This window comes from Pacificimonas aurantium, assembly GCF_020092905.1.
Lineage (GTDB): Bacteria > Pseudomonadota > Alphaproteobacteria > Sphingomonadales > Sphingomonadaceae > Pacificimonas > Pacificimonas aurantium.
The window spans coordinates 1,003,218-1,022,155 of the sequence record NZ_JAGSGB010000001.1 but is presented as its reverse complement, the minus strand read 5'-3'; the positions used below and the strand labels follow the sequence as shown (position 1 = coordinate 1,022,155).

Annotated in this window: 22 protein-coding genes; 9 read left to right on the top strand and 13 right to left on the bottom strand. The window is 65.0% G+C overall.

Annotated features, from left to right (window positions below):
• Nucleotides 1-50: 50 nt before the first annotated feature.
• Both KCN53_RS04950 and KCN53_RS04945 read left to right on the top strand, forming a co-directional pair.
• Complete coding sequence (locus KCN53_RS04950; RefSeq protein WP_088711174.1) at nt 51-362, top strand: DUF1244 domain-containing protein; 312 nt, start codon at nt 51-53, stop codon at nt 360-362.
• A 50-nt stretch (nt 363-412) separates the two neighbouring features.
• Nucleotides 413-658, top strand: a complete 246-nt coding sequence (locus KCN53_RS04945) for a DUF2312 domain-containing protein (protein WP_088711175.1) — start codon at nt 413-415, stop codon at nt 656-658.
• A gap of 73 nt (nt 659-731) precedes the next feature.
• Here KCN53_RS04945 and KCN53_RS04940 read toward each other — a convergent pair whose 3' ends face one another.
• The 5 genes from KCN53_RS04940 to KCN53_RS04920 are packed head-to-tail and all read right to left on the bottom strand — an operon-like array spanning nt 732 to nt 5,295.
• The gene (locus tag KCN53_RS04940; protein WP_088711176.1) at nt 732-1,415 is read right to left on the bottom strand and encodes a prolyl hydroxylase family protein; all 684 of its coding nucleotides are present in this window, start codon (nt 1,413-1,415) and stop codon (nt 732-734) included.
• 29 nt (nt 1,416-1,444) lie between these two features.
• Nucleotides 1,445-2,395 (bottom strand): acetyl-CoA carboxylase carboxyltransferase subunit alpha, encoded by a 951-nt coding sequence (locus KCN53_RS04935; RefSeq protein ID WP_088711177.1) that lies wholly within the window; start codon nt 2,393-2,395, stop codon nt 1,445-1,447.
• A 32-nt stretch (nt 2,396-2,427) separates the two neighbouring features.
• Nucleotides 2,428-3,369 (bottom strand): site-specific tyrosine recombinase XerD, encoded by a 942-nt coding sequence (locus tag KCN53_RS04930; RefSeq protein WP_279379592.1) that lies wholly within the window; start codon nt 3,367-3,369, stop codon nt 2,428-2,430.
• Nucleotides 3,370-3,374: 5 nt separating this feature from the next.
• Entirely contained in the window at nt 3,375-5,174 is a 1,800-nt protein-coding gene (locus KCN53_RS04925; protein ID WP_143712161.1) for a hypothetical protein, read from the bottom strand.
• Nucleotides 5,155-5,295: a hypothetical protein gene (locus tag KCN53_RS04920; protein ID WP_172406146.1), complete on the bottom strand. Its 141-nt coding sequence runs from the start codon at nt 5,293-5,295 to the stop codon at nt 5,155-5,157. The genes KCN53_RS04925 and KCN53_RS04920 overlap by 20 nt, the downstream gene beginning before the upstream one ends.
• Before the next feature lie 81 nt (nt 5,296-5,376).
• On the opposite strand from KCN53_RS04920, the gene KCN53_RS04915 reads away from it, so the two are divergent.
• From KCN53_RS04915 to KCN53_RS04895, 5 genes are all read left to right on the top strand, one after another.
• Nucleotides 5,377-5,931: a shikimate kinase gene (locus KCN53_RS04915; RefSeq protein ID WP_088711179.1), complete on the top strand. Its 555-nt coding sequence runs from the start codon at nt 5,377-5,379 to the stop codon at nt 5,929-5,931.
• Nucleotides 5,925-7,019: a 3-dehydroquinate synthase gene (gene aroB, locus KCN53_RS04910; protein WP_088711180.1), complete on the top strand. Its 1,095-nt coding sequence runs from the start codon at nt 5,925-5,927 to the stop codon at nt 7,017-7,019. Before KCN53_RS04915 ends, aroB begins: the two co-directional genes overlap by 7 nt.
• Nucleotides 7,016-7,789, top strand: coding sequence for a peptidoglycan editing factor PgeF (gene pgeF, locus KCN53_RS04905; RefSeq protein ID WP_088711181.1), 774 nt, complete (start codon nt 7,016-7,018; stop codon nt 7,787-7,789). Before aroB ends, pgeF begins: the two co-directional genes overlap by 4 nt.
• Nucleotides 7,790-7,876: 87 nt before the next feature.
• Nucleotides 7,877-8,803 (top strand): ribose-phosphate pyrophosphokinase, encoded by a 927-nt coding sequence (locus tag KCN53_RS04900; protein WP_088711182.1) that lies wholly within the window; start codon nt 7,877-7,879, stop codon nt 8,801-8,803.
• Between the two features lie 46 nt (nt 8,804-8,849).
• A complete protein-coding gene (locus KCN53_RS04895) occupies nt 8,850-9,167 on the top strand; it encodes an antibiotic biosynthesis monooxygenase family protein (protein ID WP_224199370.1) in 318 nt (105 codons plus the stop codon).
• Here KCN53_RS04895 and KCN53_RS04890 read toward each other — a convergent pair.
• The 3 genes from KCN53_RS04890 to KCN53_RS04880 form a co-directional block, all read right to left on the bottom strand.
• Nucleotides 9,164-9,391 carry a hypothetical protein gene (locus tag KCN53_RS04890; protein ID WP_143712162.1) on the bottom strand — a complete coding sequence of 76 codons (228 nt, stop codon included), beginning with the start codon at nt 9,389-9,391 and terminating at the stop codon, nt 9,164-9,166. The genes KCN53_RS04895 and KCN53_RS04890 overlap by 4 nt on opposite strands.
• Nucleotides 9,392-9,477: 86 nt before the next feature.
• Nucleotides 9,478-10,452, bottom strand: a complete 975-nt coding sequence (locus KCN53_RS04885; RefSeq protein WP_224199369.1) for a L,D-transpeptidase — start codon at nt 10,450-10,452, stop codon at nt 9,478-9,480.
• 2 nt (nt 10,453-10,454) lie between these two features.
• Nucleotides 10,455-11,273 (bottom strand): universal stress protein, encoded by an 819-nt coding sequence (locus tag KCN53_RS04880; RefSeq protein WP_088711185.1) that lies wholly within the window; start codon nt 11,271-11,273, stop codon nt 10,455-10,457.
• A 130-nt stretch (nt 11,274-11,403) separates the two neighbouring features.
• Between KCN53_RS04880 and KCN53_RS04875 the strand changes: the two genes are divergently transcribed.
• Nucleotides 11,404-13,191: an ABCB family ABC transporter ATP-binding protein/permease gene (locus KCN53_RS04875; protein ID WP_088713293.1), complete on the top strand. Its 1,788-nt coding sequence runs from the start codon at nt 11,404-11,406 to the stop codon at nt 13,189-13,191.
• A gap of 29 nt (nt 13,192-13,220) precedes the next feature.
• Here KCN53_RS04875 and KCN53_RS04870 read toward each other — a convergent pair whose 3' ends face one another.
• From KCN53_RS04870 to KCN53_RS04850, 5 genes are all read right to left on the bottom strand, one after another.
• On the bottom strand, nt 13,221-13,652 hold the full coding sequence (locus tag KCN53_RS04870; RefSeq protein WP_224199368.1) for an MAPEG family protein: 432 nt from the start codon (nt 13,650-13,652) through the stop codon (nt 13,221-13,223).
• A 104-nt stretch (nt 13,653-13,756) separates the two neighbouring features.
• Nucleotides 13,757-15,718: an ATP-dependent zinc metalloprotease FtsH gene (gene ftsH / locus KCN53_RS04865; protein ID WP_088711186.1), complete on the bottom strand. Its 1,962-nt coding sequence runs from the start codon at nt 15,716-15,718 to the stop codon at nt 13,757-13,759.
• 87 nt (nt 15,719-15,805) lie between these two features.
• Nucleotides 15,806-16,759: a tRNA lysidine(34) synthetase TilS gene (tilS, locus tag KCN53_RS04860; protein WP_088711187.1), complete on the bottom strand. Its 954-nt coding sequence runs from the start codon at nt 16,757-16,759 to the stop codon at nt 15,806-15,808.
• On the bottom strand, nt 16,750-17,553 hold the full coding sequence (locus tag KCN53_RS04855) for a YbgF trimerization domain-containing protein (RefSeq protein WP_088711188.1): 804 nt from the start codon (nt 17,551-17,553) through the stop codon (nt 16,750-16,752). The genes tilS and KCN53_RS04855 overlap by 10 nt, the downstream gene beginning before the upstream one ends.
• An 88-nt stretch (nt 17,554-17,641) precedes the next feature.
• On the bottom strand, nt 17,642-18,520 hold the full coding sequence (locus KCN53_RS04850) for a helix-turn-helix domain-containing protein (RefSeq protein ID WP_088711189.1): 879 nt from the start codon (nt 18,518-18,520) through the stop codon (nt 17,642-17,644).
• Between the two features lie 158 nt (nt 18,521-18,678).
• On the opposite strand from KCN53_RS04850, the gene KCN53_RS04845 reads away from it, so the two are divergent.
• The gene (locus tag KCN53_RS04845; RefSeq protein WP_088711190.1) at nt 18,679-18,936 is read left to right on the top strand and encodes a twin-arginine translocase TatA/TatE family subunit; all 258 of its coding nucleotides are present in this window, start codon (nt 18,679-18,681) and stop codon (nt 18,934-18,936) included.
• Nucleotides 18,937-18,938: the final 2 nt, after the last annotated feature.

The window sequence follows — 18,938 nt, the reverse complement described above, 5'->3', positions numbered from 1 at the left end:
GCCCCCGCGATGCGCGAGGCATTTCCGTTTGGCAAGCGAAGGATTTGTTCATGATCGACGACACGACCCGTACCGAACTGGAGGCAGCCGCCTTTCGCAGGCTCGTGTCACATCTTCGCCACAGGACCGACGTGCAGAATATCGACCTGATGGGTCATACGGGGTTCTGCCGCAATTGCCTGGGCGACTGGTACCGCGAAGCCGCGGCGGAAAAGGGCATCGACCTGTCGAAGGACGAGGCGCGGGAGGCGGTTTACGGCATGCCCCCCGCCGAGTGGAAGGAACGCTACCAGACAGAGGCGAGCGACGAACAGGTGCAGCGCATGAACGAGAGCGTTGCGAAGAATCAGGCCCCCGCCTAGCTACGGCCCCCCGCAGCCCCATTCAGAAGACCCTAGGAGTTACCCCACAGATGGCCGACGCCACCCATTCGTCCGAACAGCTTCGTCTTTTCATCGAGCGCATCGAGCGCCTGGAAGAGGAAAAGAAGGCCATCGCGGACGACATCAAGCTGGTCTACGGCGAAGCGAAGGCTGAGGGTTTCGACCCCAAGACGATGCGGACGGTCGTCAGGCTGCGCGCGATGGACAAGAACGATCGGCAGGAACAGGAAGCGCTGCTCGACGCCTACAAGGCCGCCCTAGGTCTGGCGGAATAGACTTCGGGGCAGAACGACCCCGGCGAACCAGCCCCCCCCGAAAGTACGAGCGGGCACTTCGTGCTGTCTGCCGTCAGACCCACTTCCCTTCGCGGAACCACTTGGTGACCACATGCTTGCGGCCCATGATGACGTCCGTGCCTTCGTGGAAGGTGTTCGGGTTGGGCGCGCCATGCTGATCCATATTGTTCCACATCAGTAGCCGGCCCACAGCCGGTTTCACCTGGAAGCCCAGATTGTTGAAGCGCGTCTCCCCGCCCGAAATCGGCTGATTGAGAAAGATCATGGCGGTCCATGTCCGTTGTCCGCCCGTCGCGACAACCTGATCCCAGCCGGGCTGGTCGACCTGGAAGAAGTCGGGGTGGGGGCGGAAGAACTGGCCCGGCTCGTACCGCTGGCCTTGCATGGTCTCGCCCTGTTCCTCTGCAATTCCCAGAAGGTCGCAGATCCGCCGGTCGATGCCGCGAATGAAGGGATCCCAGCGATCGAAGTTCGAGGAGTGGCTGGTCCGCCGGTCGTCTATGCCCGTTTCGGTATAGGCGGCCGAACGCTGATTGTTGGCGTCGATGCGCGCGCACAGTTCGGCGCATGTGCCCTCGTCGATGAATTTGTCGATCACCGCGACCTGTGCGCGGCGCGCCTCGACGATCTTCAGGTCTTCGCGCTCCTTGAGGCGCGCCCAGACCTGCCGACCGATTTCCGCCCGCTCGTCGGAGCGCTGCTCTTCCAGCGGTGTTTGCGGTTGATAGCGGCGCATCGTCGATATCCTCCTTCTCGGTTACCCGCTCAGGCTGCGCGTTCCATGGCGAGGAACTTCTCCCGGCGCAGGCGCCGCAACTCCTCGGCAGATTTCGGCTCGAGCGACTTCAGCTCTTTGCGCAGCTGGGCACCGATTGCCTCCATCGCCGCCGCCGGATCGCGATGCGCGCCGCCGAGGGGTTCGCCGATGACCCCGTCCACGAGACCCAGCGATTTCAGGTCCTGCGCACTGATACGCATTGCCTGGGCAGCATCCTGCGCGCGGTCGCCCGAGCGCCAAAGGATGGACGCGCACCCCTCCGGAGAAATGACAGCGTAAAAGCTATGTTCGAGCATCAACACCCTATTGGCCGCGGCAAGGGCAAGGGCACCGCCGGAGCCGCCCTCGCCGGTAATCGTCGCGATCATCGGTACACCGAGGCGGAGGCAGGCGGCGGTGCCGCGCGCCAGCGCTTCGGCAGCGCCCCGCTCTTCGGCCTCGATCCCCGGAAAGGCCCCTGCGGTGTCGACGAAGGTCAGCACAGGAAAGCCGAACCGGTCGGCCATCTCCATCAGCCGAACGGCCTTGCGGTACCCTTCGGGCTTACCCATGCCGAAATTATGCTTCAGCCGGCTCTCGGTATCGCGCCCCTTTTCGTGGCCGATCACCATCACCGGCTTACCGTCGAAGCGGGCCATGCCGCCCTGGATGGCCGCGTCCTCGGCGAAATATCTGTCCCCGGCCAAAGGCTCGAAGTCGGTGAACAGCGCGCCGAGAATATCCGAGAAATGCGGCCTGTCGGGATGGCGTGCGACCATCGCCTTCTGCCACGGAGAGAGGTTCGCGTAGACGCTGCGCAGCTCGGCATCGACTTTCTTGCGCAGGCGCTTCACTTCCTGCCTTACGTCGACGGGCCCGTCGCGCGCGCCGGCCTCCAGCTCTTCAATCTGTTCCTGAAGCGCTGCGATCGGCTTCTCGAATTCAAGAAATTTTACCATGCCGCCCGGCTACGCCCCCTTGGGGTCTCTGGTCAATTCGCCGCGCCCTTTGCGCGGTCAGCTGCGCGGCGCCGATCGGCCAGCGGATGACGCTCGTTGACGAGCCGGATCAGCGTCTCCGGCTGGACATGGGTGTAGATTTGTGTCGTCGAAATGTCCGCATGTCCCAGCATGGACTGGAGGGCACGGAGGTCGGCGCCTCCTTCCAGAAGGTGCGAGGCGAACGCGTGGCGGAGAACGTGCGGACTTACCCGGGCGGGATCCAGGCCGGCTTCCGCCGCCAGAGACTTGACGATCTGGAACAGGCGCACGCGGCTGAGATGTCCGCCGCGGGAAGGAAAGAGATAGGTCTCACCGGACCCGAGGGTTTCCTGCCAGGCACGCGCGGCCTCGGCGGCCACGCTGCCGACGGGGACAAGGCGCTCCTTGCCCCCCTTCCCCCTCAGGATTGCAAAGGGCTTGTCCATCCCGACCGCACGGCGCGGCAAGGACACGAGTTCGGTGGCGCGCAGGCCCGAGCCATAAAGGAGCTCGATGAGCGCGCGGTCGCGCAATGCGCCCGGACGCGCCTCGGCCACGCGTCGCTGCGCCGCCTGCAGAAGCGCCTCCACCTCTGCGGCGCGAAGAACCTTCGGCAGCCTGCGTCCGCTGCTCGGCCCGGTCAGATCGGCAGCCGGATTGTCGTCACGCACTCCGTCCGCCTGCAGGAAGGCGAAGAAGCGCCGGACCGCCGACAGCTTGCGCGCCGTGGAACTCGCCGACAGGTCGGACCAGCAGCCCGGAAGCTCGTCCAAGCCGGATTGAGTCGCGCTGGCTAGCTTCCCATCCAGCGCCTCGCTGGCCTGACGCAGGTCGCGTTCATAGGCGGCAATGGTGTTTTCAGCGGCGCCGCGCTCTGCGCGCATCATGTCGAGAAAGGCCTGTATTCTCGCGCCGTCCCCTTGGCCGCTTTCGCCTGACCGCACGGAGGTCACGCGGCTCACGGGGCCCTCAGCACCGCCTCTATCGCCATCAGGCGAGCCTCTTCGGAAAGGCCAACCTCGTCCAAGGCGGTAAGTACCGGCCGGAGGTCCCGAGGGCGTGCCTTCGCCCAGGGGCCCTGCAGGCCGAGCGCAGACAGGATTGCGACCTCGCCGACCCGGCCGCGCTCCGCTGCCCGGTCAAGGGCCGAGGTGAAGGCGTCCCGTTTGCTATCCACCTCGAAATCTTCGAACACGCTATCCCACTGACCGCCGCCGATCCGCCCGAGACCGGCAAGACCGGCCGCCGTCCACTTCATGCGGCGGCGCGCGGACGCTTCGTCGGCTTCGGCAAGCTGCCGATAGGCCGCACGGAACAGCCCGGGACTCAGCGGGACCACATTCTCGTCGTCAGCAAGGACGAGAAGCGGCCAAAGGCGCATCTGCTGGCCCTCCTCTGCCGCCTCGACTACCGGCCACCAGGCGCGGGCGGCGGCGATCCGTCCGGAGGCAAGCAGAGCTTCGATGAGCAGCGGCGCCTGCTCCAGATAGTCGCTACTGGGAGGAATGAGGGCGGCGGCGGGAGCAGCAGTGAGCAGCCCGGCAAAGCGCTGCCCTTCGGCCGCGCGGTCCTCCACGATGGTCTCGATGGCGGCGAGGCGCTCTGCGACGGTCCGCCCGGTGTAAGCCGCGCGCAGCCGCTCGAGTTCCGACGGAAGGTCATCGGACGCTTCCAGTCGGTCGGCACGGACGCTAGCGATCGCGCTCAGTTCACGCGAGGACACCATTCCATAGGGCGCGGCCCGGCGCGCCGAAGCCGAGCGCTGTTCCAGCGAAAGCTCCGGAGCGCGGAATGCCCAGCCGTGAATGGCTGGCGGCGCGCTGGCCCAGATTTCCTCGGGCACCTCCACGCCGCCGGCTGCCGCAAAGCCGAACCTCAGCGGGCTGAGCTGCTCGGTGTCCTCCCAGTCGACATTGGCAGCCCGGTTCACGCCGCCCGCCAGGCTGGCAATCCGTTCGGCAAGTAGCAGGTCGATGGGCGGCACGGCCTCCTGCCGCCGAAGCTGGTTGAACAGCGAAACCGCCGTCACTTCGTCCCCCTCGATGCCCGAACAAACCGCAGCGGAAAGGTCCCAGAAGGGATCGTCGGAAACGGCGCGTGCCGTTGCCACCATCGGGCAGAGAGCCGGGATATCGGCCGAGGCGAGATGCACGCGCGCGGCAACCCCGTAGAGCCGCGGTGTGTACGTATCCAGGGGCAGGTTCGCGATCAGCAGCTTGGCGCCGTCCGCCTCACCCATGCGCACGAGAAGATCCGCCCGCGCGGCAACCCAGTCGGCATCGCGAATACCCGGGGGCGTGGGCGCCCGGCTGAGGAGTGCGCGGCGCAGGACGATATGCGCCCAGCGCGACGCCAGCGGCGTATCGATGCGGCGCATCCAGGCCGCGAAAAGCGCTCCATTGGTTCCGGAGAACAGACCCGATCCATAACCGCCGCGGGATGTATCGAGCGGTCCCACCAAGGAAATGTCCGCCGTTTCCGCTTCGGTCGCGAGATCGTCGCGATTCGTCGGCTCAGGCAGGGGCGGCGGCAGCGGCGCGGGGGCGGAAATATCCTCCCCCTGTCCCGCGGGGTCATCCTCCGCGGGAGGCGGCTCGCTCTGCCCGGGAACGACCGGTGTCGCCGGGATGGGCTGTGCGGGCTCTTCGGGCTCCTCTTCCAAGAAGCCGGGCAGCAGATTTTCCTGCCCTGCCGCGGCGGCAGGCAGCAGAAGCAAACAGCTGGAAAGCAGCGCGGTCCTAAAGGCCCAGCGTTTCACGATCCACCGGCTGCTCCACCACGGTCCGTTCGACGGTGTCCTCACTGAATCCGAAATAAAAGACCAGGCCCACAAGAGCCACGATCAGCACAATAACAAGCCACTTCAGAACCGAACCCACGTCGCATCTTTCCGAACATTTACAGGACCGACGGCACTTGGCTCGTCAGCGCGGATCGACGCGTGTATAGCCGCGGCTTCCATGCTCACGAAACGAAAAATCTGTCTGGACGGCAAAGCGTGCTCGTTGGCCCTGATCGGGCTGATGGGAACCGGCAAGTCCACGGTGGGTCAGCGGCTCGCCGCCACGGTCGGCCTGCCCTTCGTCGACGCCGACGACGAGATCGAGACGGCCGCCGGCATGAGCATAAACGAGATTTTCGACCGGTTCGGCGAAGCCTATTTCCGCGACGGCGAGCGCCGGGTGATCCGACGCATCGTCGAGGGCGAACCCTGCGTGCTGGCCACGGGCGGGGGCGCGTTCATGGACACGGACACGCGCGGGCTGCTTGCGGCGCAGACGGTCACTGTCTGGCTGAACGCCGATATCGAGACGCTCGCAGAGCGAGTTTCGCGCCGAGACAATCGCCCTCTCGTTAAAGGAAAGGATCCCGCAGCGGTCCTTCGCGATCTCGCTGCGGTTCGCAATCCCGTCTATGCGGAGGCGCGCATACATGTCCGCAGCGGCGCAGGCGCCCCCCAGATCACGGTCGATGCCATTCTGGAGCGGCTGGAAGAGGAGAAGCTGTTTTGTTGACCGTTCCCGTCGAGCTTGGGCCGGACAGCTACGACATCCTCATCGAACCGGGTCTCCTGCGCCGGGCGGCTGCCTATCTGCCGGTGCCCACGGCGGGGCGACCACTGGTGATCGTGACGGACGAGACTGTCGCCGAACGGCATCTTCCCGCCCTTTGCGAGGCTGTCGAAGCGGAAACGAAGGCGGTCGTCCTTCCTGCCGGTGAAGCGACCAAGTCCTGGGCCTCGCTGGAACGCGTCGTCGAGGAGCTGCTCGACCTCGGCGTGGAACGCGGCGACAGCATCGTGGCGCTGGGAGGAGGGGTGGTCGGAGACCTGACGGGGTTCGCAGCCGCCATCCTGCGGCGCGGCTGCGGCTTCGTGCAGGTCCCCACCACGCTTCTGGCGCAGGTCGATTCCTCGGTCGGCGGCAAGACCGCCATCAACGCCGCGGCGGGCAAGAACCTGGTCGGTGCGTTCCACCAGCCGCGCCAGGTCCTGATCGACCCCGAAGTCCTCGCCACGCTTCCGACCCGGCAACTGCGCGCAGGCTATGCCGAGGTCGTAAAATACGGCCTGATCGGCGATGAACCCTTTTTCGCCTGGTGCGAGGCAAATCATCAGACCGTTCTTGCGGGCAAGAGCGATGCGCTGAGCCTTGCGATCGAGACCTCCTGCCGCGCGAAGGCGGCTATCGTCGCCGAAGACGAGCGAGAAACGAGCGGCCGGCGCGCGCTTCTCAACCTCGGACATACGTTCGGCCATGCGCTCGAAGCGGAACTCGGCTTTTCGGACGCCCTTCTGCACGGCGAAGCTGTCGCCATCGGGATGCGCCTCGCCTTTGCCTACTCCGCGCGCCTCGGCCTCTGCGGCGTCGACGAGGCCGAGCGCGTGGAGACGCACCTGCTGGATGCCGGCCTGCCCGTCAGGATCCCTCCGGGGATTGGCAGTGCCGAAGCGCTCGTGGCGCATATGCGCCAAGACAAGAAGGCGAAGGCGGGCGCCGTCCCGCTCATCCTTGCGCGCGGGATTGGAGAGGCATTCGTCTGGCCGGAAGCCGACCTCACGGACGTCCACAACTTTCTGACCGAGGAACTCCGAGGTAAATGAGCCCTCCCTTCCTATCGGCGCAGGAAATATCCGTCCCGCATGGGTTCTTCGGCCGCGAAGGCGGCGTCTCGACGGGAAACATGGCCAGTCTGCAATGCGGACTTGGCGCCGATGACGATGCCGCGTCCGTGCGCAGGAACCGTGGGCTTGTGGCAAAAACCATTGCCCCGGGGACGGTACTTGCCACGCTAAGGCAGGTTCACGGGACCGCCGTCGTGCATGCCAAGGGAGAGCCGACAGACGATGAGCGACCGGAAGCCGACGCGCTCGTTACCGACCGGCCAGGCGTCCTTCTCGGCATCCTGACTGCGGACTGCGCACCGGTGCTGCTCGCCGATGAAGCGGCCGCCGTAGTCGGCGCGGCGCATGCCGGATGGAAAGGCGCACTGGCCGGGGTCACCGACGCTGTGATCGCGGGAATGCAGCAGCTCGGCGCCGACAGGTCGCGGATCGTAGCAGCCGTCGGACCGTGCATCGCGCGATCGAGCTATGAGGTGGACGACGCCTTCCGCCAGCGCTTCCTCGCTGCGGACGAGGAGAACTGGAGGTTCTTTTCCGAAGGACGGCAGGGGCATGCGCAATTCGATTTGGAAGCCTATGTCGCCGCCCGCTTGGCCCGCGCCGGGATCGGCCGCGTCGAATGCCTGGGGCAGGATACATATGCGCAGGAAGAGCGCTTCTATTCCTTTCGACGCTCGACCCACCGCGGCGAGCCATCCTATGGCCGCCAGATCAGCGTTATCGGCCTGCCGGTCACAAACTCGTCATGAATCGTTGCCGAGCGGCTGGCGGGGCTCTAGGCGGGACACGCATTCCGCTTCACCCAGATTAACGCTCGCGAGAGGAACGCCCTTCCCGTGAAGATCATCACCGGCAACAGCAACGTGCCGCTGGCGGAGGACATCTCCCGCTATCTCGAAATCCCCCTGACCCAGGCGAGCGTTCGCCGCTTTGCCGACGAAGAAATCTTCGTCGAAATTCAGGAGAATGTCAGGGGCGAAGACGTCTTCGTCATCCAGTCGACCGCTGCGCCGGCGAACGACAATCTGATGGAACTGCTCATCATGATCGATGCGCTGAAGCGGGCGAGCGCCCGGCGCATCACGGCAGTCATTCCCTATTATGGCTATGCGCGCCAGGACCGGAAACCGGGCCCGCGCACGCCCATCTCTGCGAAGCTGGTCGCGAACCTGATCACAACGGCAGGCGCCGACCGCGTTCTTTCCGTCGATCTGCACGCCGGTCAGATCCAGGGCTTCTTCGATATCCCGACCGACAATCTGTACGGCGCCCCGGTCATGGCGGAAGACATCAAGGCGCGCTTCAGCCTCGACAACCTGATGATCGTTTCGCCTGACGTCGGCGGTGTGGTGCGGGCCCGCGCATTGGCGAAGCGCCTCGACAACGCCCCGCTGGCCATCGTCGACAAGCGCCGCGAGCGCGCCGGCGAATCAGAGGTGATGAACATCATCGGCAACGTCTCCGGACGCTTCTGCATCCTGATCGACGATATCGTCGATTCGGCCGGTACGCTTTGCAATGCCGCCGGCGCGCTGCTGGAGGCCGGGGCGAAGGAAGTCACCGCTTATTGTACCCATGGGGTGCTGTCGGGCGGTGCGGTGGCGCGGGTCGCCGACTCCTCGCTGCGCGAACTGGTAATTACCGATTCGATTCCGATGCCCGAAAATCCGGGCAAGATCCGAAAGCTGACGATCGGCCCGCTCCTGGGGGAGGCAATCCGCAGGATTGCGGACGAGACCTCCGTGTCCAGCCTGTTCGACTAGGCCGATGTCCGGCCATGTCGCGGCGGACACTGGCCGAAAGGGTGAAGTGGCGGTCGTATTCCTGTCGGAGCGCACCGGGCAGGACGTGGACGGATATGCGGCAGCCGCCGAAGCGATGGCCGCGCTTGCGTCCGCTCAGCCGGGTTACAGAGGCATGGATCATGTAGCGGGCAAGGGCCGTGAAGCCGTCACCATCAGCTACTGGGCAAGCGAGGCAGACGCGGTCGCGTGGCGCCGGCACCCGGAACACCGAACCATTCGTGAACGCGGACGCGGCCGTTGGTACGCGCGTTACACGCTGCACGTAACGCGCATCATGCGGTCATATGAATGGGAAGCGCCCGCGGGTCTTGGCGAGAGCTAGCCGAGGCGTTCCTTCTTCTGGCGCTCGGCCAGAACCGGTCGGGCGTCGCAGTCGATGACCACCTCGGGATAGTCGAGTGCGGTAAGTCGATCGAGAATTGCCGGCGCAGCATCGAGACACTGATCGACGGTTTCGAAATCGGGATCCATGATCTTCAGCGTCTGACAGGCGCTGCCGGCATCGCCGCAGCCCAGAATCGCCATCGCCACAAAAACCCCGTCCATCTCGCTTGCCTTCATCGATTCGGTTCGTCGTATGAGACAAACGGTTCATCGACATCAGCGTTCCCACGGGACGAACTCGGTTCGGCTCAACTTCCCGGCTCGACGATGGCGAGGGTCTTGTCGAACGACGCCGAGTCCAGCGAATCCGGCGTCACGACGACGACCGCCCCTCCGGTCAATTCTTCGGCGAGTTGAGCGCGAAACTCTTTCGGAAGCATCAGCTTTGCCCGCTCCGACGGGCTGACTTCTTCCGAATGCTCCCCTTCCTCGAGCGGGACCGAGGCCCAGATAAATTCATCCCAGGCGGCGTCGGACCAGAAGAGCTGATAGATCTCGGTGTGCGTCACCGGACGTCCGATGCCGACGGGTGCCCGGCCGATCTCGACGCCGTTGCGGATGACCCTGATCTGCCGGTCGGCCGCACTGACCAGGATCGAAATCGGTCCCTCTTTCTGCAGCCACGGCCGCCACCGGACTTCTCCCGCCACCTTGCCGCCAGCCGGCAGGGCATCGTCGGACCCGGCCGCCTCCGGAGTGCGCGCCGCCACGCGGGGAATGTCGGGGCTGGCCGTCACGACGACGGTAATGCCGAGATCAGTGACGGCGAAGAGCTTTCGCGCAAACTCCTCGGGCAGACGAATACAGCCATGCGACGCCGGATGGCCCGGAAGCGTTCCCGCGTGAAGGGCAATGCCGTCCCAGGTCAGCCGCTGCATGAACGGCATGGGCGCGTTGTCATAAAGGTTGGAGTAATGCTCGCGCCGCTTCTGCAGAATGGTGAAGACCCCGGTCGGGGTTTCATGACCTTCGCGGCCGGTCGAGACGGTGGAAATGCCGATGAGGACACCGTTGCGATACACATAGGCGCGCTGGACCGGCAGGCTGACGAGAATGGTCACCGGCCCCTCGGGAGAGACGCGGTCGGCCCACAGGAAATCTCCGGGAGCCAGCGCCTCGGCAGCGGGCTCGATCGGCCCCGCCGGAAGCGGCAGTTCCTCCGCTGCCGCCGGTCCCGACCACAGGAGTGCGGCGAGCGGCAGCAGCGGCAGAAGGAAGCGCACCCTCAATGGGCGAACAGCACCGGGTGACGGTGCTGCCGAATCATCGACTGAGTCGCGCCGCCCAGAAGCATCTCCTGCAGACGGCCATGACCATAGGCACCCATCACGATGAGGTCCGCGCCGTACGCGCCCGCCTCTTCCAGAATCTGGTCGCCGATCTTGCCCGAACTCGGCACCTTGATGGTTTCCGCCTTCGCGCCGCCGCGGCTGAGATAGCTGGCGACATCCTTTTCGTCGGGCCGCCCGGCAGGAACGTCCCCGATCGACAGAATGCGAACGTCGGAGGCTCGGTCGATGAGCGGCAGCGCGGCGCGCAGTGCACGGCCCGCCTCATCGGAGCCGTTCCACAGAACGAGTATGCGGCCGTCATCCAGGCATTTCGGCCGGGCAGAGACAGCCATGAAGACCGGGCATGTCGCGTTGGCGAGCATGCGACCCACGAAGGTATCGCCGGCCTGGCCGGAGAAATCGTCTTTCAGCGGGCTGAGCATCAGAAGGTCGCCAAGGACGCCTTCCCGCGCGAATTCCCGCTCGGGCAGGCCGGAACGGATTTCCCAGTCATAAGTGACATCTTCGCCCTTCAGGAGGCGGTCGGCGACCTCGCGAAACTTCCGCTCGTCGGCCTTCAGCCGCTCCTCGGCTTCCGCAAAGGCGGCGCCCGTAAAGAGCCCTGCCGCGTAAGGCTCGCCGACAGAAGTGAAGTCCGGCCGGATATGCATGATGGTGAGATCGGCATCGTAGGTCCGCGCGAAGGCCATGGCAGCCTCCATGCGAGTTTCGAAGCCGGCATCGTCGAACGCGTGAACAATGATTCGCCGCATGTCGTTCTCTCCCCTGTTGAAATGACTCTGTATCTACAGCGTCCATTCTCCGCGAATGTTGCGCTGGATCAAGATGTCGCCCTTTCCCGGCGTGGCGAGAGCGCCCGGCGCTCCCTATGTCTGCTGCCGCATGACGTCCGAACGGCAGCTTTTGCTGCGCTTCCTGCCCTATCTCTGGCCTGCCGACCGCCCCGACCTCAGGCGGCGGATCGTGGGCGCCATGGCATTCGTCCTCGCCTCAAAGGCGGCCGTACTCCTGATGCCGTTTGCCTATAAGGCCGCGGTCGATGCGATGAGCGCCGAGGGGCCCGTTTCGGACGCTCTCATGGTCGGCCTGGCCATGGTCGCGGCCTATGCCGGTGCGCGGCTGGGCGGGACCTTGTTCGACAATCTGCGCAACGCCGTCTTCGAACGAGTCGGCCAGGTGGCCGCTACCCAGTTGGCCATCGACGTCTTCCGGCACATGCACCGGCTCTCCCTTCGCTATCATCTCGAACGGCGCACGGGCGCGCTGACCCGCATTATCGAGCGGGGGACCAAGTCCATCGACATGATGCTGTATTTCCTGCTCTTCAACATCGCCCCCACGGCGCTCGAACTGGTTGTCGTGTGCGGGATCTTCTGGGTGAAGCTCGGCCCTCCCGCAGTGGGAATGATGCTGGCCGCGGTCGCCGCCTACATTCTGTTTACCCAGCGGGTGACCGAGTGGCGGCAGAAGCTTCGCCGCCAGATGGTCGACGACGACAACCGGGCCGCCCAGCGGGCCGTCGACAGCCTGCTCAACTACGAGACGGTCAAATATTTCGGCAATGAGGGTCTGGAAGCGCGCAGCTACGAACAGGCAGCCCGGACCTTCCAGGAAAGCGCCGTACGCAGCGAAACGTCGCTCGCCTGGCTGAACATAGGCCAGGCGGTGATCCTCAACCTCACAATGGCCGGGGCGATGGGGTACACCGTGTGGGGCTGGAGCGAGGGCCGCATGACGGTGGGCGACCTCGTCCTCGTAAACACGCTCCTGATGCAGCTTTTCCGCCCGCTAGACGCGCTCGGCTGGGTCTACCGCTCGATCAAGCAGGGCCTGGTCGACATGGAGGAGATGTTTCGCCTGATCGACACAGAAACGGAGATCGAGGACGCCCCGGACGCCAGGCCACTGCAGGTGACCCGGGGTGAAATCAGCTTCGAGGACGTGGTCTTCTCCTACAGTGAGGAGCGGCAGATTCTCCACGGCGTAAGCTTCGCCGTGCCCGCCGGTGCGACCGTCGCCGTGGTGGGCGACAGCGGTGCCGGCAAATCCACGCTCGGCCGCATTCTCTACCGCTTCTACGAGATCGACAGCGGGCGGGTGAAAATCGACGGTCAGGATATCAGCAACGTCACGCAGGACAGCCTGCGGCGTGCCATCGGCATCGTCCCGCAGGACACGGTGCTGTTCAACGATACCGTGGGCTACAACATCGCCTATGGCCGCGAGGGAGCGACGCAGGAGGAAGTGGAAGCGGCGGCAAGAGCTGCGCAGATCCACGAGTTCATCTCAAGCCTGCCCGCCGGCTATGAAACGCTGGTCGGCGAGCGCGGCCTGAAACTCTCGGGCGGGGAAAAACAGCGGGTCGCCATTGCCCGCACGATCTTGAAGGATCCGCCCATCCTGCTTCTCGACGAAGCTACCAGCGCGCTCGACAGTCGCACCGAGGACGCGATCCAGACCAGCCTCAGGGAAGTCGAACGCGGACGAACGACCCTCGTCATCGCGCACCGTCTTTCGACGATTACCGACGCCGACGAAATCCTGGTCATGCGCGGCGGACGCATTGCTGAGCGCGGGACCCATGGCGAGCTGCTGGCCAGAGACGGTCATTATGCAGAGATGTGGGCGCGGCAACAGGCGGAAGAGCGCACCCGTCAATCTGGCGACTGACATAGCGGACGACTATGGCGCGCGCTTCGTCAGAAGGTCGCCAACACGCCCCGGACGATCATGGTTCCGAGGGCGACCCAGCTTAGGACGAAGACCAGGAATCGGACGATCACCACGTTTACCGACGCCTGGATGATCGAGTGAACCACCCGCAGGACGACGTAGCTCCAAGCGCAGATCACATGCAATTGATCGGCAAAACCGAGCAGGACCACCGCGATCGACACCGCGTAGAACAAGGTCGGCGCTTCGAACAGGTGGTTGTAATTGTCGGCGACCTGTCGAACCGAAGAAGGCAGCTCGTAGGTGCCCGGATGTTTGGCAGCCTGCGGCTTGATCCCGGCCTTGCTGAAGGCCGGCAAGCGCGTAGCGTACATCCACAGAAACATGATCAGCGTCAGCAGGCCCATGCACAGAACGGCCTGAAGCATAAGCGCGGCGTTTTCGGTCAATGGAATCATAGGGCCCCCTCTGTCCTCCATTGAAAACACTGACGTCACGGCGGCAAGAAAAAAGGCGCCGAATCAACATCCCGCGCCTTCTTTCCTGTTTCTTTTGCGAAGCCTCAGGCGCCTTCGGGCAGCCCGTCCGGCTCGTCACCGCCGCGCCGGCCGCTACGCTTGCCGGACTTCGGAATGGCCGAGACGCCGGCAGTTGAGATGACCGGCTTCGCCTTCGCGCTCGAGCGGTCGATCGACCCGCCATCCATCAGCGTCTTGATCTCGTCGCCGCTCAGGGTCTCATATTCCAGAAGCGCCCCCGCAAGAGCGTGGAGCTGCTCCTCATGTCCGCCCAGCACGTCCTTGGCACGCTGATAGCCCTCCTCGATGACGCGCTTCACCTCCGCATCGATCAGCTGCGCAGTGGCTTCGGACACATTCTTCTGCTGGCTGAGCTGTTGGCCGAGAAAGACTTCCTGCTGGTTCTCGGTCAGCATGACCGGCCCGACCTTGTCGGACATGCCCCACTGAGTGACCATGTTGCGGGCGAGGTCGGTGGCATATTGGATATCGCCCGACGCACCGGACGACACCTTGTCATAACCGAAGATGATCTCCTCGGCCACGCGTCCGCCCATGGCGACCGCCATGTTCGCGTGCATCTTGTCACGGTGATAGCTGTATTCGTCACGCTCGGGCAGACGCATAACCATACCGAGCGCACGGCCGCGCGGGATGATCGTCGCCTTGTGGATCGGGTCTGAGGCGGGCTCGTGCAGGGCGACAAGGGCATGGCCGGCCTCGTGATAGGCGGTCATCTTCTTCTCGTCCTCGGTCATGACCATGGTCTTTCGTTCGGACCCCATCATGACCTTGTCCTTGGCTTCCTCGAACTCGGCCATACCGACGAGGCGCTTGCCCTTGCGTGCGGCGAGAAGCGCTGCCTCGTTGACGAGATTGGCAAGATCGGCACCGGAAAAGCCCGGCGTACCGCGCGCGATGGTCCGGGCGACCACGTCGGGCGCCAACGGCACCTTTTTCATATGGACTTCGAGAATCTTCTCGCGGCCCTCGATGTCGGGGCGCGGCACGACAACCTGACGGTCGAAGCGGCCCGGACGCAGCAGCGCAGGGTCGAGCACATCGGGGCGGTTCGTCGCCGCGATGATGATGATGCCCTCGTTCGCGTCGAAGCCGTCCATCTCGACGAGCAGCTGGTTCAGCGTCTGTTCACGCTCGTCATTGCCGCCGCCAAGGCCGGCGCCGCGATGACGACCGACGGCATCGATCTCGTCGATGAAGATGATGCAGGGGGCAGACTTCTTCGCCTGTTCGAACATGTCGCGGACACGGCTGGCGCCCACGCCGACGAACATCTCGACGAAGTCGGAACCCGAAATCGTGAAGAAGGGGACCCCCGCCTCGCCTGCGATGGCGCGCGCCAGCAGCGTCTTACCGGTGCCCGGGGGGCCGACCAGCAGGGCGCCTTTCGGGATCTTGCCGCCCAAACGCGAAAATTTCGACGGGTCCTTGAGGAAGTCGACGATCTCCTCAAGCTCCTCGCGGGCCTCGTTGATCCCAGCGACGTCGTCGAAGGTCACGCGGCCATGCTTCTCGGTCAGCATCTTGGCGCGGCTCTTGCCGAAGCCCATGGCACCGCGTCCGGCACCGTTCTGCATCTGCCGCATAAAGAAGATCCAGATACCGATCAGCAGCAGCATGGGGAGCATGTTGATGAGGATCGCACCGAGCAGACTGCGGCTTTCCTCTGGCTGGGCGTTGAACGTAACGTCCTGATCTTCCAGCCGCTCGACGAGGCCAGGGTCTTCCGGCGCATAGGTCTGGAATTCCTGACCGTTCGTCATGCGCCCGGCGATCTCACGGCCGCGAATTTCGACCGCTTCGACCGAGCCCTCCTCCACTTTCTCGATGAAGTCGGAATAGGCGATGGCGGTGGCGCTGGAACTGCCCGATTGCCCACCGAACAGCGAAACGCCGACGATCAGAGCGAGAACGATGACCGCCCAGATAGCCAGGTTCTTAGTCCAGGGCGGGGGGCTCTTCTTGTTCGGGTCCTGATCGCTCATCGTCGTTACGAGTCCAATTCTGAATGCGTAGCGTCGAACATAGGCATTCCGCCGCCGCTTCCCAAGGCCCGCGACGGAAATGCCCGGCTAGGCACGGCGCGGATCGTTTTCCCGCCGGAAAGTCCACACTGCTCCCCCCGAAGCCTGCACATTGGACAGCGAAGCCCGGCCTCCACGTCCAAGCGTCTCCACGAGGCGCTGAGCCTGCGTCCCGCGAGGCAGTTCCCCGCCGAGGTCCAGGATGACGGAGCGGACGACCCTGAGCACGGTTTCGGAGGGGAGCCCTCGCGCATCGAAGCGAAGCTCGTCGCCCCTGCTCCAACAGCGCGTGCGGCGGGCCTCCTTGGCCAGCCAGGCCAGCGCCTCCTCGGCATCGGCAAGGTGCGATGCGGCGGCGGCCAGGCGCTCTGCGGGCAGCAAGTCCGTCCCCTCCAGAAGGGCGCGCACGCCGCTGCGGTCATAGGAGGGGTCGGAATTACTTGGGTCCTCTATGGGTATGAAGCCGGCAGCACGCGCAGCCTGATGCAATGTCTCACTCCGCATGCCGAGACAGGGACGCAGAAGGACAAGCTCGCCGATCCGCCGCCGCGCCCTGACCCCGGCGAGGCCCGAAAGGCCGCTACCGCGCGCCGCGCGCATCAGGAATGTTTCAGCCTGGTCGTCCGCGTGGTGAGCGGTTGCAAGCCAGGTAAGGCCGCGCTCGGCACAGGCAGCGGTGAGAACGCGATAGCGGGCCTCGCGCGCCTGGGCCTGGCGGTTCGATTGGGGAACGCCGCTGGGCCAGTCCAGGTCGATTCGCTCGGCCGGAATGCCGCGTACCGCGCAGGCGGACAGCACGGCTTCGCATTCCTGTCCGCTCGCGGCGCGCAGGCGGTGGTCGATGGTAAAAACCGTAATGCGATCGGGCAGCAGGTCCGCAGCAAGGGCGAGCATGCCGTAACTGTCGCCGCCGCCAGATACGGCCAGGGCCAGCCGTGCGGACGGCCCGAAGTCAGGAGCAAGCGCGGACAGCGCCGCGCCGAAGTCTCCGGCTAGCTGCAATTGGCCGCGAGACGGGATTCGACGAGGCCCGACGCGACCTCGTCCGACAGGCGGCCCTCATATTCCTCTTCCAGCCGGTCATAGGCCTGGCATGCCCGGTCGGAAACAGGCGGATCGAGGCTCATCAGCGAGCGGCCGACCCACAGCAGGCTGTCGGGCGCCCGCGGGGCATCGCGGTAGGTCTGATAATTCTCAAGAAATGTCCGCACGGCCTGAGCCGGCTGGTCCCGCGCAAGAAGAGACCGGCCGAGCCAATAGCCCGCGGCGCTGGCGCGCTCGTCATCGGGATTGGCTTCGAGAAAAGCGGAAAATCCGACCTGGGCACCCGCATAGTCGCCGCTGCGATACTGGGCGAGCGCTGCGTCGAACGGCCCTCCGTCCCCGGCGGCCGTTTCGGCCTCGCCGCCTGCGGACCCGCCCTCAAGCTGTTCTAGACGGAACGTGGCGTCGCTCTCGAACCGCTCCAGTCGCTCCTGCAACTGGCGAATGGCAAAGGCCTGTTCCTCGACCTGACCGGTAAGCGTCTGGACCTGCTGCTCCAGCGCATCCAGGCGCTCGGTCATGACGGTCGAAGGCGTGGCGGCAGGAACGCCGAAGCCGGGCTCCTCAGCCGGATCGCCGGTCCTCACTTCGGGCTCGAAAAAGCGCTCGTCCCCGCCCGGAAAGACCTCGCGTTGCAGCGCCCGGACTTCCTTCTCGACGCGCGTCACCCGCCGATCGAGCGTATCGACTGTCTGGGCCGAAACGGGGCCTGCGATCAGTCCCAGAACAAGTGCCGTGGCCGCTACGCGCATATTCTCTCTCTTCTCGAACCGTTCGAACTCAATGGCGATGGCGGAAAAGGCCTATCGCCCGGCGCATGACTGGGCGATGAAGATCGCCTCAGCCTTCCTCACCCGCATCGTCTTCATCCAGCGACGAGACATAGTCCTGGAGACCGGCAGGCGTCAGCGGCACCTCGCCGACGACCTCGTCATTGCCGCCGAGCCTGGGAAGCTCCTCCCCGCCTACCAGGATGGTCAACGCCCCTGCACGGCCGGTACGAAGCTGAAGATCATCGCGTCCCTCCGGAACTTCGAAGGTTTCGCCGGCCGTCATGATCCGCATCAGCAGCGTCTCGCCGCCGCCACGGATGCGCACCCAGGCATCCTCGTCGGCGCGAATGACCACCTGACCGCTCAGCGATGCGGACTGCTCTCCGTCCGCCGCTTCGGGTTCCTGTGGAGCGGTCAGCTCGGGCGGGGATGTACCGATCTCGCTTGCGACCTCGGTGGGGTCCGACAGAGGATCGAATTCGGGATCGGCGACATCATTCGGGCCGCCGAAAATCCCGGCCGCCCACAGCAACGCCACGATGACCACGATCGCAAGCAGCCCAAGGCCCAGGAATACCGCAGATTTAGGCGGCACCCGGCGCTCGTCGATCGGATTGATGTTGATCTCGACGGGCTCCCGAACGGTCAGGGTCGTCTCCGCGCGGAACTGCGCTGCGGCCTGGTCAGGGTCGATGCCGACCTCGCGGGCATAATTCTTCACGAACCCGATCGAATAGGGGATCGCCGGCAGGCTGGAATGGTCGCCGCTCTCGATCGCGGCCAGATGGCGGACGGGGATGCGCGTCAGATTGGCGATATCGGACAGTTCGCGCCCCTGTTCCAGCCGTGCTTCCTGAAGGATGGCGCCGATATGTTCGGGCTGGCGCGCCGGGGGGTGCGCGGGTGCATCTTCCATGGTGCCGGCCGCCGTATCTTCTTCCTGCATGAACTAGCCCTTCAACTCGGCCCCGCCAAAGCATCTCACTGCGGTGCGCGCCTATATTCCGTCAAGGGTACGCTTTGGTTTGCGGCGTCCCCCTCGCTTACCTAGTAATGAACCCGCGCGCTTCCCACATGCGGCGGCGAACGAAGGGAGATTTTATCATGGGCAGCCTCAGTATTTGGCATTGGCTCATCGTGGCACTCGTCATCATGCTGCTCTTCGGCAAGGGCCGGATTTCGGAGATGATGGGCGACCTCGGCAAGGGGATCAAAAGCTTCAAGCACGGTCTTGCCGACGACGACGGCACGCCCGAGTCGGAGCGCAAGGCGCTTTCCAGCGACTCCCATCCGAAGCATGCGGAAACGCCAGTCGAGCCCACACAGGCGGCACCGGCCTCCAGCGAGCGCGACCCCCGCTAGGA

Excerpts from the sequence above, each read along its gene's own strand:
- KCN53_RS04950 (WP_088711174.1), top strand. The coding sequence starts at position 51 with ATGATCGACGACACGACCCGTACCGAACTGGAGGCAGCCGCCTTTCGC.
- KCN53_RS04945 (WP_088711175.1), top strand. The coding sequence starts at position 413 with ATGGCCGACGCCACCCATTCGTCCGAACAGCTTCGTCTTTTCATCGAG.
- KCN53_RS04940 (WP_088711176.1), bottom strand. The coding sequence starts at position 1,415 with ATGCGCCGCTATCAACCGCAAACACCGCTGGAAGAGCAGCGCTCCGAC.
- KCN53_RS04935 (WP_088711177.1), bottom strand. The coding sequence starts at position 2,395 with ATGGTAAAATTTCTTGAATTCGAGAAGCCGATCGCAGCGCTTCAGGAA.
- KCN53_RS04915 (WP_088711179.1), top strand. The coding sequence starts at position 5,377 with ATGCTCACGAAACGAAAAATCTGTCTGGACGGCAAAGCGTGCTCGTTG.
- pgeF (WP_088711181.1), top strand. The coding sequence starts at position 7,016 with ATGAGCCCTCCCTTCCTATCGGCGCAGGAAATATCCGTCCCGCATGGG.
- KCN53_RS04890 (WP_143712162.1), bottom strand. The coding sequence starts at position 9,391 with ATGGACGGGGTTTTTGTGGCGATGGCGATTCTGGGCTGCGGCGATGCC.
- KCN53_RS04880 (WP_088711185.1), bottom strand. The coding sequence starts at position 11,273 with ATGCGGCGAATCATTGTTCACGCGTTCGACGATGCCGGCTTCGAAACT.
- KCN53_RS04875 (WP_088713293.1), top strand. The coding sequence starts at position 11,404 with ATGACGTCCGAACGGCAGCTTTTGCTGCGCTTCCTGCCCTATCTCTGG.
- KCN53_RS04870 (WP_224199368.1), bottom strand. The coding sequence starts at position 13,652 with ATGATTCCATTGACCGAAAACGCCGCGCTTATGCTTCAGGCCGTTCTG.
- ftsH (WP_088711186.1), bottom strand. The coding sequence starts at position 15,718 with ATGAGCGATCAGGACCCGAACAAGAAGAGCCCCCCGCCCTGGACTAAG.
- KCN53_RS04855 (WP_088711188.1), bottom strand. The coding sequence starts at position 17,553 with ATGCGCGTAGCGGCCACGGCACTTGTTCTGGGACTGATCGCAGGCCCC.
- KCN53_RS04850 (WP_088711189.1), bottom strand. The coding sequence starts at position 18,520 with ATGCAGGAAGAAGATACGGCGGCCGGCACCATGGAAGATGCACCCGCG.
- KCN53_RS04845 (WP_088711190.1), top strand. The coding sequence starts at position 18,679 with ATGGGCAGCCTCAGTATTTGGCATTGGCTCATCGTGGCACTCGTCATC.